The sequence below is a fragment of the Rhizohabitans arisaemae genome, from assembly GCF_025996515.1.
In the GTDB taxonomy this organism is placed as follows: domain Bacteria; phylum Actinomycetota; class Actinomycetes; order Streptosporangiales; family Streptosporangiaceae; genus Rhizohabitans; species Rhizohabitans arisaemae.
In genome coordinates this window covers 251,377-264,475 of record NZ_BLRH01000055.1, presented here as the reverse complement: position 1 = coordinate 264,475, position 13,099 = coordinate 251,377, and the positions used below count along the sequence as shown (strand labels likewise).

11 protein-coding genes and 1 pseudogene are annotated in these 13,099 nt (G+C 70.4%); all 12 read right to left on the bottom strand.

All coding sequences use genetic code 11. From position 1 onward, the window contains the following. Positions 1-10: 10 nt before the first annotated feature. Positions 11-829 (bottom strand): energy-coupling factor transporter transmembrane component T family protein, encoded by an 819-nt coding sequence (locus RUR_RS27725; protein WP_283138153.1) that lies wholly within the window; start codon positions 827-829, stop codon positions 11-13. Positions 830-832: 3 nt separating this feature from the next. Then, positions 833-1,384 carry an ECF transporter S component gene (locus RUR_RS27720; RefSeq protein ID WP_283138152.1) on the bottom strand — a complete coding sequence of 184 codons (552 nt, stop codon included), beginning with the start codon at positions 1,382-1,384 and terminating at the stop codon, positions 833-835. Beyond that, positions 1,381-3,021, bottom strand: coding sequence for an ABC transporter ATP-binding protein (locus RUR_RS27715; protein ID WP_283138151.1), 1,641 nt, complete (start codon positions 3,019-3,021; stop codon positions 1,381-1,383). Before RUR_RS27715 ends, RUR_RS27720 begins: the two co-directional genes overlap by 4 nt. Then, positions 3,018-4,259, bottom strand: coding sequence for an adenosylhomocysteinase (locus tag RUR_RS27710; RefSeq protein WP_283138150.1), 1,242 nt, complete (start codon positions 4,257-4,259; stop codon positions 3,018-3,020). The genes RUR_RS27715 and RUR_RS27710 overlap by 4 nt, the downstream gene beginning before the upstream one ends. Next, complete coding sequence (locus RUR_RS27705) at positions 4,256-5,206, bottom strand: Rossmann-fold NAD(P)-binding domain-containing protein (RefSeq protein ID WP_283138149.1); 951 nt, start codon at positions 5,204-5,206, stop codon at positions 4,256-4,258. Before RUR_RS27705 ends, RUR_RS27710 begins: the two co-directional genes overlap by 4 nt. A gap of 805 nt (positions 5,207-6,011) precedes the next feature. Then, positions 6,012-7,439 carry an acyl-CoA carboxylase subunit beta gene (locus RUR_RS27700; RefSeq protein ID WP_283138148.1) on the bottom strand — a complete coding sequence of 476 codons (1,428 nt, stop codon included), beginning with the start codon at positions 7,437-7,439 and terminating at the stop codon, positions 6,012-6,014. 11 nt (positions 7,440-7,450) lie between these two features. Beyond that, on the bottom strand, positions 7,451-8,689 hold the full coding sequence (gene fabF / locus RUR_RS27695) for a beta-ketoacyl-ACP synthase II (protein WP_283138147.1): 1,239 nt from the start codon (positions 8,687-8,689) through the stop codon (positions 7,451-7,453). A 25-nt stretch (positions 8,690-8,714) separates the two neighbouring features. After that, the gene (locus tag RUR_RS27690; RefSeq protein WP_283138146.1) at positions 8,715-8,954 is read right to left on the bottom strand and encodes an acyl carrier protein; all 240 of its coding nucleotides are present in this window, start codon (positions 8,952-8,954) and stop codon (positions 8,715-8,717) included. Positions 8,955-9,015: 61 nt separating this feature from the next. Beyond that, positions 9,016-9,975: a beta-ketoacyl-ACP synthase III gene (locus RUR_RS27685; RefSeq protein WP_428847031.1), complete on the bottom strand. Its 960-nt coding sequence runs from the start codon at positions 9,973-9,975 to the stop codon at positions 9,016-9,018. Positions 9,976-10,216: 241 nt separating this feature from the next. Further along, positions 10,217-11,140: pseudogene (locus RUR_RS27680) on the bottom strand (ACP S-malonyltransferase); the annotation flags it as partial. 108 nt (positions 11,141-11,248) lie between these two features. Further along, complete coding sequence (locus RUR_RS27675; RefSeq protein ID WP_283138145.1) at positions 11,249-12,406, bottom strand: PucR family transcriptional regulator; 1,158 nt, start codon at positions 12,404-12,406, stop codon at positions 11,249-11,251. Positions 12,407-12,643: 237 nt separating this feature from the next. Beyond that, positions 12,644-13,087 carry a DUF350 domain-containing protein gene (locus RUR_RS27670; protein ID WP_283138144.1) on the bottom strand — a complete coding sequence of 148 codons (444 nt, stop codon included), beginning with the start codon at positions 13,085-13,087 and terminating at the stop codon, positions 12,644-12,646. Between the last annotated feature and the right edge of the window lie 12 nt (positions 13,088-13,099).

Genomic DNA, 13,099 nt, shown 5'->3' with positions numbered 1-13,099 from the left:
GAACGGGGGATCAGGGGATCCAGACCTCCTCGGAGAAGCCGAGCACCTCGGCCGCCGTCATCCCGGCCGCGAGCAGCAGGAAACCGGCCACCACCAGATAGTCGGCGGGACCGAAGGACAACTCGCGCAGCCAGGTCCGGCGTCCGCCGCCGAACCCGCGCAGGTCCATGGCGTTCGCGGTGTCCTCCGCTTCCACCAGGGCGTTCACCGTCACCGGGATCACCACCGGCTTGAGGCTCTTCAGCCGTACCAGGGGATTGCCTTTGCGCTTGTGCTCGAAGCCGCGGATCCGCTGGGCGTCGATCGTCTCCCGCACGCTCGCCGCGACCGAGGGGATGAAGCGGAAGGTGAGGTCGACGGCGTAGGCCAGCCGTTGCGGGACCCCCAGCCGGGCGAAGGCGACGCCCATGTCGTTCGGGGCGACCGCGAAGGCGACCGGGAATCCCACCATGGCCAGCGTGACGTATCTGATGAAGATCGTCAGTGAGTAGGACAGGGTCGCCATGCTCACCACGCTTCCGGTGAGCGGCACCGTGAACAGCTCAGGCGACCGGGCCGTCACGGTCAGGGCGTCGGTGAGGATGCTGTTGACCACGACCAGGATGGCGGTGAAGCCGAGGACGAAGATCCAGTTCTTCCGTACTTCGCGCCACGGGATCCCCGCGGCGCGATAGTAGACGAACGCGAACAACGCGCAGAACGCCACGCCGCGCAGATCCCCCACTCCGGCCACCGCGACGAGGTAGAGCAGTGGAACCAGGAGGAGCACGCGCGGGTCGCGACGCCCCAGGAACGAGTCTCCTCCCAGATAACGCGGCGTGACGTCCATCGGCTACCGTCCGGCCTGGCGGCTCAGCGGCTCCCAGACGGCGTCGAGCACCGGGACCAGGATCACCACGGCGAGCCCGTTGCTGATGAGCGCGGGGAAGTAGTTCCCCACCAGGAAGGTCTCGAATGAGATGCCCTGGATGAACATGTCGGTGATGACGAAGAGCAGGCCGGCCGCGGTGGCGACGAGCGCACCGACCGCGGTCAGCGCGATGCGGGCCACCTCGTTGGAGTGCCGCAACGCCTTGGCGCCGAGGACGGCGGAGAACGCCCCCACGAGGCCGACGGCGACGCTCCAGTTCCAGAAGGCGAGGAAGCCGAAGCCCTGCAGCTGGTCGATCATGCAGTTCCCGACGAAGCCGGTGAAGAAGCCGGCGATCGGGCCGAAGCGCTTCCCGATGAACGGGACGAGCGCGAAGGCCGGACGGACCGCCACCAGCTGGGTGCCGGGGATGGCGAAGCTGACCAGTCCGAGGACGGCGTAGAGTGCGGCGCCCACGGCGCTGAAGACGACTATGCGGGAGGAGAGCACACGGGGGGTGTCGGTGGCGCTCATCGGAGCGTGTTCCCTTCGGGTGAGGTGGCGAGGTGGTGGGTTCGTGCGAGGGCGAACGGATGCGCGAGACTACGCTGTCCCGGCGGGTGTGCTCGTGCGGCCCGGACGAGGCTGGTCTCCCGGAGCGCGGACCGCGTCCAGAGCCCTTCGTCCTTGGCGATCTCGACGGGGGTGGCGTCGGCGACGATCCGCCCCCGGTCGACGACGATGATCCGGTCGGCGCCGGTGAGCGCGAGGTCGACGTCGTGGGTGATGAAGTAGACGCTCTCCACGCTGTCGATCGCGTTCACCCGGGCCATGAACTCGGTCGTGGTGCGCAGGTCCTGACCGGCGGTCGGCTCGTCCAGGATGAGGGTGCGCGGGCACATGGCGAGGGCGAGGGCGACGGTCAGCCGGCGCTGCTGGCCGAAGGAGAGCGTTCGCGGCGGACGCTTGAGGATCCCCGGCTCCTCGGCGAGGAGCATCGTCTCCAGCGCGGTCCGGGAGACCTCGGTGATCTTCTTCTTGTCCCAGCCGAGATTGCGTGGCCCGAAGGCGAGTTCCTCCGCCACGGTGGGGGAGAACAACGCCTGGCCGGGGCTTTGGAAGACGTAGCCGAAGGTCGTGGCGAGGCTGAGGATGGAACGCTCCCGCACCGGGTCGCCGTCCACCCGGACCTCGCCCCGGGTCGGCTCGACGAGCCGTACGGCGGCACGCAGGAGGGTGGACTTGCCCGCGCCGTTGGCGCCGAGGACCGCAACCCGCTCGTGCCCGGCGAGACCGAGTCCGACGTCGCGGAGGACGACCCGGGATCCGTACCCCAGGTCCACGTCGTGGAAGGAGAGCCGGGGTTCGTCCCCCGGACGCGGTGTCGCGGGCGGAGGCTGGACGGGCTCGGGCAGCTCCGCGGCCCGGGAGACGAGCACCTCGAAGGGGAGTTTGACGTGGCCGACCGGGGCCGCGCGGAGGAATCCCTCCATCGGCCCCGAGTACTGGGTCCGGCCCTCCTCCAGGTACAGGACGGTGTCCGGCCGGATCTCCAGCAGTTCCTCGACCCGGTGCTCCACGACGACGGCGGCTCCGCCGTCGTCCACGAAGGCACGGATCGCGCGCAGGAGGCGGGATCCGGCCCGGGGGTCCAGGTTGGCGAGCGGCTCGTCCACGACGATCATCTTGGGGCGCATGGCGAGTACCCCCGCGAAGGCCACCATCTGGAGCTCTCCTCCGCTGAGCTCGGCGGAGGCGCGGCCGAGCAGATGCCCGATCCCGACCTGGTCGGCCACCTCGTCGATCCGGCGCCGGATCGAGCCGCGGTCGACGCCCGAGTTCTCCAGCCCGAAGGCGATGTCGGCTTCCACGGTGGTGCCCACGATCTGCTTCTGCGGATCCTGGAGCATGGTCCCCACCACCGTGGAGATCTGCCGGATGGTCTGTTTCGCCGTGGATTTCCCGCCGACGAGGACCTCGCCGTCGACGGTGGTGCGGTAGGAGTGCGGGACGAGCCCGTTGAGCAGGCGCAGGAGTGTGCTCTTCCCGCAGCCGGACGGGCCGCTCACCAGGGTGAGCTCGCCGCTCTCCACGGTCAGGTCGACGGAGGTGAGGGCCGGTTTCTCCCTGCCTTGATAGCGAACCGTTACGTTGTGAACCTCGACGATCACAAGCCCCTGCCCAGGAATTCGCGCTGACGGTCGGTCGTTCGATCGATTCGGATGCCGAGGGCGTCGAGTTTGACGCGGGCGACGTGTTCGTCCAGCGCCTCGGGCAGCGGGTGGACGCCGGGGCGCATCTCGGCGCCGTGCCGCAGCAGGTGCTCGACGGCGAGCGCCTGCACTGCGAGCGAGAGGTCCATGATCTCGATGGGGTTTCCCTCGGCCGCGGCGCAGTTGACGCATTCGCCGTCGGCGAGGATGTGGACGACGCGGCCGGTGTGCAAGGTGTAGCGTGTGACGTTCTTACGCACGCTCACGACCTCCGTGCTCGAGTCCGTGAGATCGGCCAGAGCGATCTCCTGGGGGACACCCCCGCCGACCGCGACGAACGCGCAATCCTTCATCGCGATCAAGTGCTCCAGAGCCACCGTATGCGCGATTCCCGTGGCGGAAAAGACTAGATCCGCATCTTCACAGGCGGAAATCAGCGGACGGACCTCAAAGCCATCGTGATGGGCACGAAGGGCCTGAAACGGGTTGACCTCGCTCACGATCACCCGGGCGCCGAGGGCGTGGGCGCAGCGGGCTATCCCGGTGCCCACCCAGCCGTATCCGGCGACCACGCACACCTTCCCGGCGATCCGCAGGCCGGACAGGTCCAGCGCCGCCATCACGCAGGACTGCCCCGTCCCGTAGACGTTGTCGAACAGGTACTTCGACCGGGCGTCGTTGACCGCCAGGCACGGGATGGCGAGTTCGCCCCGCGATTCCATCACGCGGAGCGGGCGCAGGCCGCTCGTGGTCTCCTCGGCGGCCCCGGCCATGTTCCGCAGCGACCCCGGCCGTTCGGCGTGCGCCAGGCGGATGACCTCGGAGCCGTCGTCCACGAGGACGTCGAGCCCCGCGTCGAGCATTCGCAGGGCGAAGCGGCGGTCGTCGTACGCGGAGGCGTCGGACCGGGCCAGCACCGTGACGCCCCGCCGGTCCAGGGCGGCCGCCACCTCATCGGTGACCGCGGCGGCCGGGCACACCACGATCACCCGGGCCCCGGCCTCCTGGAGCACGAGGGCGAGGTTGGCGGTCTTGGGCTCCAGGGTCAGCACCAGCCCGACGGTCCGGTCCCGCAGGAGGCCGGTGTCGGTGAGCCGGTCGCCGACCGCCTGCAGCGCCGGCATCCACCGGGCGGCCCAGGCGATCCGGTCGGCGCCGAGCTGCCAGCAGGACGGATCGCGGATCTCCGACTTCATAGGCTGTCCAGGCGCAGGCCGCGGAGGGTGAGCCCGGCCCTGGCGACCGTCTCGTGGATCTCGCGGGGGAGCTCGCGGACGCCCGGCTCGGGTCCGGCCGTCGCCAGATGCCGGCACGCCAGGGCGATCGTGGACAGGGTGAGGTCGGCGTTCTCGGCCGGATATGGGGGAGGAGCGCCGCCGTCGATGACAAACACCTCCCGATCAGGAGATATCCGAAAATTCATGATTCCCTCCCCCTCCGGGAGGTCGAGCTCGATCTCCCCGTCCCCGGCCCGGGCCAGGACCGCTCCCGGCTTGAGCAGCGGCAGATGCCGTACGGACAGCCGTCGGCCCACCGTGATGACGACGTCGGCCCGGCTCAGCCCCTCGGCGGCGTCGTCCACCCGATGGCCTTCCAGCGAGGCCTCCAACGCGAGCAGCGGGTCCGCCTCCAGGACGACGACCCGTCCGCCCGTCGCCCGGATCGCCGCGGCGAGGGATCGGCCCGCGCCGCCGTACCCGAGGAGGGCGACCAGTTTGCCGGGGAGGACCATGTTGGTCCGGCGCAGCAGGGTCTGGATCACGGCTTGGGCGATCCCCGGGTGGGTGGCGGAGGGCGGATCGGCGGAGAGGACCGGGAAGGGCGGGTCGAGCTCCCGTAGCAGGGCGGTCCCGGGTCCGGTGCACTCCACCACACCGCGGATCCGCGCGAAGTCCTCGGGGCGCTCCGCCGCCATCGCCCGGGTGAGCTCGGCGCGTTCGTCGATGACGAGGTCGGGTCGGCTGCCGGTGAGGCCGGACCGGGTGCGGCAGACCGTGACCCCTCGGGCGCTCAGCGCGGCCGCGATCCCGTCCGCCGGGCCGGCGGACGTCGTGGCGGGGACGGCGCCGACGGTGAGCTCGGCGCCGGACTCGGTGAGCAGGGCCGCGAGCAGCCCGGCGGAGGCGTCCAGCGGCAGCCGCATAGAGATCCGATGTCCGGAGAGGCTGCCGTCCGTCAGTAAATCGCGAACGGTGCTTTCCAGAATCGGTGCGTCCGGTGAGACCAGGCTGATCGCCTGCTCACCTGGTGAGGCTGGGGATGAATCGGCGATCCGCCCGGCTTGCGAGGCAGGCGGCATGCGGTTGACTCCCGAGAGATATTTACCTTTTGCAGATTAAAGGGGAGTTCTCCAGGGAGCTGCAAGGGTGAGTGTCAATTCGAGATAATTCAAAGAATCCGACAAAACGCCCAAACAGTATGAATCTGGATTGAATTCATCGGAGGGGGCTTGGGTCGGTCACCGGGGATAAGCAGGGCGTAGTCCTTCGGGTCGGCCGTCCCCCTTCGAAGGTGTGCGAGGGCTTCCGGTGATTGAAATCTCAGTGATTTCAATCACGTCGCCTCGGGTGGGGTTTTTACAATGGACCACATGACGATCCTTTGATTTCCTGGAGTCAAAGGCATAGTTGAATGCGGAAATATGTAGTCCTGAATAGTTCTATCGGACGATAAAGAGTCACCGGGCGACCACTCCACGACGGATCGCCGACGGCACACGGACACCCCCGGTCATCGGCGGCGGCACGGACACGGATCCGGTACGGCGGCCACGCGGCCCGCTCCAGGCTGAGCGGCGACGGAACGCCCACCGCCACCACGTGGGTGAGGACGTGCGATCCGCCGTACAGCAGGATCGTCTGACGCCTATCCGCGAAACGACCGGTACGCCATGGAGGCGCACCGGTCATCCGAAACCGGTTCGACGGGGCCGGTCTCCCCGAAAGCCGCTACAGCGGGATGTTGCCGTGGGCGCCCCGCGCGGGCGTCGTCTGGGCGAGGACCCGGGCGATCGCCCCGCGCGTCTTCTCCGGCATGACGATCTCGTCGACCACGCCGAGCTCGATCGCCCGGTCGAGCCCGCCCGCCACCTTCTCGTGCTCCGCGGCGAGCGAGGCCTCCAGGGCGGCGCGCTCCTCCTCCGGCGCGGCGGCCAGGGTCCTGCGGTGCAGGACGCGCACCGCGGCGACCGCGCCCATCACGGCGACTTCGGCCGTGGGCCAGGCGAAGACCCGGGTGGCGCCGAGCGAGCGCGAGTTCATCGCGACGTAGGCACCGCCGTAGGCCTTCCTGGTCACCAGCGTGATCCTCGGCACGGTGGCCTCGGCGAAGGCGTGGAGCAGCTTGGCGCCCCGCCGTACCACGCCGTCCCACTCCTGTCCGACACCCGGCAGGTAGCCGGGCACGTCCACCACGACCACCAGGGGGACTCCGAAGGCATCACACATCCGGACGAAGCGAGCCGCTTTCTCCGCCGAGGTGGCGTCCAGGCAGCCGCCGAGCCGCATCGGGTTGTTGGCGAGGACCCCGACGGTCCGGCCGCCGATCCGGCCGAGGACGGTCACGATGTTCGGCGCCCACTTGGGGTGCAGTTCGACCCCCGGCTCGTCCAGCACGCCGTCGACGAGCGGATGCACGTCGTAGGCGCGGCGGGGGTTCTCGGGGAGCAGCGGGGAGAAGTCCACCTCGGCGACGTCGCCCGGCCGGACCCGGCCCTGGTGGCCGAGGAGCACCGACAGGCGCCGGGCGACGGCGAACGCCTCGTCGTCGCCCGGGGTCACCACGTGGACGACACCGCTGCGGCGGCTGTGTGGCTCCGGGCCGCCCAGCCGGGCCATGGTGACCTCCTCACCGGTGACCGAGCGGACCACGTCGGGGCCGGTGACGAAGATCCTGCCCTGCTCGGAGAGGATCACGAGGTCGGTGAGCGCGGGACCGTACGCGGCGCCGCCGGCCGCCGGGCCGAACACCACCGAGATCTGCGGTACCACCCCGGAGGCCCGGGTCATGGCGGCGAAGACCCGGCCCACGCTGTGCAGGCTCTCCACGCCCTCGGCGAGCCGGGCGCCGCCCGAGTGCCAGAGCCCGACGATCGGCACCCGCTCCCGGACCGCGGTGTCGTAGGCGTGGACGATGTGCTCGCACCCGTCGGCTCCCATCGCCCCGCCCTGTATCCGGGGGTCGCTGGCGAAGGCCACGACGGGGGTTCCCTCGACGCGGCCGACGCCGGTGAGCACGCCACTCAGGTCGGCCGGGGCGAGAAGCCGCAGCGTTCCCTCGTCGAAGAGGATCTCAAGCCGGGTGCGGGGGTCGCGCGGGTCGCGCGTCTCCCCGGTACCCGCCTCGGTCGCCGCCGCACGGTTGTCGAGCACGGTCACTGCGGACTCCTCTAGGAGTGGAAGGTCTTGAACACCACCGCGACGTTGTGCCCGCCGAATCCGAAGGAGTTGTTGATCGCGGCGATCTCGCCCTCGGGCAGGGCGCGCGCCTCGCCGCGCACGACGTCGATCTCGACACCGTCGTCGGGATCGTCGAGGTTCGTCGTGGGCGGGACCAGGCGGTTGACGAGGGAGAGGATCGTGGCGACCGACTCGACGCCGCCCGCGCCGCCCAGTAGGTGGCCGGTCATCGACTTGGTGGCGGTCACCACGGGGTGGTCGCCGATGGCGCTCTTGATCGCCACCGCCTCCATGACGTCCCCGGCCGGGGTCGAGGTGGCGTGCGCGTTGATGTGGAGCACCTCGGAAGGAGCGATCTCGGCGTTGGCCAGCGCCCGCTCCATCGCGAGCACGATCCCCCTGCCCTCCGGTTCCGGCTGGGCGATGTGGTGCGCGTCGGCGGAGTAGCCGACGCCGAGAGCCTCGGCGTAGATCCGTGCGCCGCGGGCCCGCGCATGCTCAAGGGACTCCAGGACGATGATGCCGGAGCCCTCGCCGAGCACGAATCCGTCCCGGTTCTTGTCGAAGGGGCGGGACGCGCGCTCCGGCTCGTCGTTGCGGGTCGACAGCGCCCGCATCGCGGCGAAGGAGGCCAGGTTCAGCGGGTGGATGGCCGCCTCGGTGCCGCCGGCCACGACGATGTCGGCGCGGCCTGAGCGGATCATCTCCAGGGCGTAGCCGATGGACTCGGCCCCGGTCGCGCAGGCGCTCACGGTCGAGTGCACCCCGGCCTTGGCGCCGACCTCCAGCCCGACCCAGCCGGCGGCGCCGTTCGGCATCAGCATGGGGATGGTGAACGGCGAGAGCCGCTGCCACCCCTTCTCCTTGAAGGTGTCGTAGGCGGAGAGCACGGTGGTGATGCCGCCGATGCCGCTGCCGACGACCACGCCGAGACGGTCGGCGTCGACCTCGGGTGAACCGGCGTCCCGCCATGCCTCGCGCGCCGCGACCAGCGCGAACTGTTCGGCTCGATCCAGCCGTCGCGCCTCCGGCCGGGGCAGGACCTCGGTCGGATCCACGGCGGCGGGGGCCGCGAAGCCGACCGGCAGGACGTCGATCCACTCCTGGTTCAGCGGACGGACTCCCGAACGCCCGGCCACAAGCCCCGACCAGGTTGAGGCCACGTCTCCACCGAGGGGCGTCGTCGCGCCGAGCCCGGTGACGACCACACGTACCCGGTCAGTGCTCATGATGGTGCTTCTCCTCGCGGATTGTTCAGTTCTGGATGAAGTTGATGACGTCCTTGACGGTCTTCAGGTGCTTGAGCTGGTCGTCGGGGATCTCGACGCCGAACTCGTCCTGCGCCGCCACGGCGATCTCGACCATGGACAGCGAGTCGATGTCCAGGTGGTCGACGAAGCTCTTCTCCGGGGTGACCTCGGAGGCGGGGATGCCGGTGATCTCGTTGATGATCTTGCCGAGACCGTTGAGGATCTCCAGCTCTGTGGTGGCCATATCGTTCGTGCTCCTTTGTCTGATCTTTCGGTTTCTGTACGGGCAGCGAGCCGTACAAGTTCTACGGGATCTCGATGACCTGTCCCGCGTACGTCAAGCCGGCTCCGAAACCAAGCAGCAGCGCCAGCCCGCCCGAGGGCACCTCACCGCGCTCGATCATGCGGGAGAGGGCGAGGGGGATCGAGGCCGCCGAGGTGTTGCCGGCCAGGACGATGTCCTTGGCGACGACCGCGTTGTCCGCACCGATCTTACGGGCGATCGCCTCCACGATACGCAGGTTCGCCTGATGCGGAACGAAGGCGGCGAGCTCGGCGGGGTCCACCCCGGCGCGGGCGCAGGCCTCCCTGGCGACCGGGTGCAGGGCGGTGGTGGCCCAGCGGAAGACCGTCTGGCCCTCCTGCTGGAGGAAGGAGTCGCGATCCTTGATCTGGATGGCGTCGGCCTTGTCCCCGGCGCTGCCCCACACCACCGGGCCGATCCCCGGGGTCGGGGAGGGCACCACCACGGCCGCGCCCGCTCCGTCCGCGAAGATCACGGCGGTGGTGCGGTCCGTCCAGTCGACCCACTGGGAGAGCTTCTCCACGCCGACGACCAGGACGTTGGTCGCCGAACCGGCCCGGATCGCGTCGTTGGCGTTCGCCAGCGCGTAGGAGAAACCCGAGCACGCCGCGTTGACGTCGAACGCGCCGGGCGCCGAGATGCCGAGCCGGTGGGCGACCCGCCCCGCGCCGTTGGGGATCTGGGCCTCCAGCGTGCAGGTGGCGACGATCACCAGGTCGATGTCCCCGGGGGAGAGCCCGCTGGCGGCGAGGGCCTTGCCGCCGGCCTGCACGGCCAGGTCGATCTCGGTCTCCTCGGGGCCGGCGACCCGCCGCTCGGCGATGCCGACCCGGCTCCGCACCCACTCGTCGTTGGTCTCGATGGTCTTCGCCAGATCGTCGTTGGTGACGACGTTGCTCGGCTGATAGTGCCCGAACGCCAGGATTCGGGCGCCCGGGGAGCCCGCCGGTAGTTTCAGCACGCCACTACCCCTCTACCTCTAGACGGATCAGAGGCTGACCGGCAGCCACCGGGTCTCCGTTCTCGGCCAACCATTCGATCACCCGTGCGGGGAAGGGGACGGTCACCGGATGCTCGTCGCGACGCGCCGTGACGCTGCCGACGACGTCTCCGGCGGCGATCTCCTTGACCTCGGTGTTCACGTGGAACGTCCCGGCGAGCGGGGCGACGATCAGGCGCCACTCCGGCGTGTGCGCCGCCGTCGCGTGCGTGGCGATCAGCGCCCTGGCCGCCCCGATGTCGTCGGGGGTCTTGACCGCGAGGGTCTCGACGCCGGGCAGGGCGCGCCGGGCGATGCCGACGAGGGTTCCCGCGGGGGGCAGTTCGATGACCGCGCTCACCCCCAGCTCCGACATGGTCGCCATGCAGGAATCCCACCGCACGGGGTTCGAGACCTGGGTGATGAGCCGCTCGTGGAACTCGACGCCGCTCTCGACCACGGCTCCATCGGCGTTGGAGAGCAGGCGGGTCCTGGGGTTCCCCGGGTTGACCTCGCCCGAGAACCCCCGCAGGTGCTCGACGGCCGGCGACATGTGCGTCGTGTGGAACGCCCCGGCCACCGCCAGGGGGCGCAGCCTCGCCTTCGGCGGCGGGGACTCGGCGAGCGCGGCCAGCTGGGCCAGTGTCCCACCGGCCACGATCTGGCCGGAACCGTTCATGTTGGCGGGGGTGAGGCCGTGCCGCCGGAGCTCGGTGAGCACCTCCGCCTCGTCGCCCCCGATGATCGCCGTCATCCCGGTTTCGGAGACGGCCGCGGCCCTGGCCATGGCCCGGCCCCGCTCCCGGACGAGGGTGAGGGCTTCGGCCGGGGTGAGCACCCCGGCGAGCACGGACGCGGTGATCTCACCGACGCTGTGTCCCGCGGCGATCTGTACGACGTCCGCGGCGTCCTCGACGCGGCCGAAGATCGCATCCGCCGCGGCGAGCCCCGCGGCCACCAGGAGCGGCTGGGCCACCGCGGTGTCACGGATCTCCTCGGCGTCCGCGACGGTGCCGTACCTGATCAGATCGAGTTCGACGATGTCCGACCACGTGGCCAGCAGGTCTCGCAGGCCGGGCAGCTCAAGCCAGGGAGCGAGAAAGCCCGGGGTCTGGGCGCCTTGGCCCGGAGCGACGATGACAAGCACACAACCCACCTTGCCCTGTAGGACTTCACCACACTGATGGGGATACGCACGAACTTTGGCTATCTACTTTTGTAGGCCCCATACAAGTTTGCCGGTCAATGCCTAGCATCATCCACGCATCGTGATAGATGCCTCACTCAACCGCCCAAGCACCAAACCCACCTGTAGCGTGAACGCGGCCCGCCCGTCCGCCGGTTGGTAGCCGGTCAGCTCCGCCACCTTGCGGAGCCGGTACCGCACCGTGTTCGGGTGCACGAACAGCAGCCGGGCGGTCGCCTCCAGCGACGTGCCCTGCTCCAGATACGTCGTCAGCGTCTCCAGCAGCGGGGTGCCGGCCAGCGGACGGTAGACGTGCTCGATCAGCTGCTCCCGGGCGTCCTCGTCCCCGGCCAGCGCCCGCTCCGCCAGCAGGTCGTCCGCGAGCACCGGGCGGGGGGCGTCCGGCCAGGCCGGTGCCGCGCGCAGCCCCGCGAGGGCGGCGCGGGCCGAGCGGGTCGCCGCCTGCAGCGTGGAGACCTCGGGGCCCAGCACCACCGGGCCCGTGCCGAACCTGCCCACCACGTGCCGCGCGGCGTGCGCCGGGCCCTCGGCGCCGCCGACGATGACGATGAGCCGGCCCGCCTGGATCCCCGCGAGCATGTCCTGCCCGACGCGCCGTCCCAGGTCGCGGAAGCCGTCGATCACCGACTTGGGGTCCCCCTCGGGAGCCTGGCCCACCACCACCGTGACCGAGGTCGACGTCCAGCCCAGCGCCGCCGCCCAGGAGTGCAGGCCGTCGTCCACCTCGCCCCGGACCAGCGCGTCCACGATGAGCGCCTCAAGCCGGGCGTCCCAGGCCCCCCTGGCCTCGGCGACCTCCGCGTACACCCGCGCCGCCGCGAAAGCCAGATCCCGGCTGTAGGCGAGGATGGCGGCGCGGAGCTCCTCCTCACCGCCGGGCGCGGCCAGCTCGTCCACCCGCGCCTCGACCGACTCCACCGCGACCCGGACGAACTCCACCGTCTGCTGCAGGGTCACCGAACGGGTCAGCTCCCGCGGAGCCGTACCGAAGATCTCAATGGTCGGGGCCGATCCGCGCTCGGGATGCTGGAACCATTCGACGAACGCGGCGACGCCCGCCTGGGCGACCAGCCCGATCCAGGAGCGGTCCTCCGCCGACATGCGCCGGAACCACGGGAGGCGCTCCTCCATCGCCGTCACCGTGGCCGTGCCGAGCGTCCCCATCGCCCGTTCGAGTCGCTTGGCCGTGTTCTCCCGCGTGCTCATGACCGGTGTCGCCTGCCTGTCCGCGGCTTGGGTCCGCAGGTGGGAACGGTCCGGCTCTCCTCATGGGGCGACGCTGCCCGAAGTGTGCTCACACTTCTAGAGTGCCAGGTCGCCGGGCCGCAACCGTCAACCCGAGCTCGGTACGGGCCATGCCGGGCACGGCTTCAGGGCGCAGGGCAGGCACGGTCCCGGCCCCCGCGATCGGCTGGAGCCGTGCTGGATTCCGGCTGGAGCGAGTCAGATGACGGCGACGGCGGTGATGATGCCGAGGACGACGTGGGTGGCGGCGAGCAGGCGGGTGGCGGGCTGGAGCTCGGGGTTGCGGATCAGGCCCGCGAGGTCGAAGCCGAGGACTTTGTCGAACACGAACGCGGCGACCGTCTGGGCGATGATGCCGACCAGGCCGAAGACCAGGGTGGCGAGGAGACCCTCCAGGAGGGTTCCGCCGGAGGCGTAGATGGAGGCGGCCACGATGAGGCCGATCGCGACGAGCCCGGAGGTGGCGATGAGGGTGGCGTTGGGGTTGCGCTCCACGCTGATGATCTTGCTGAGCCGTCCCGGGGTGGCCAGGTCGACCGCGAAGAAACCGACGATCAGCAGGACCAGGCCGAGCGCGGCGTAGGCGACGATCGCCAGGGCGCCTCGGGCGAGGACCTCGCCGAGCATACTTTCCAGGACCATGGGGGATTCTCC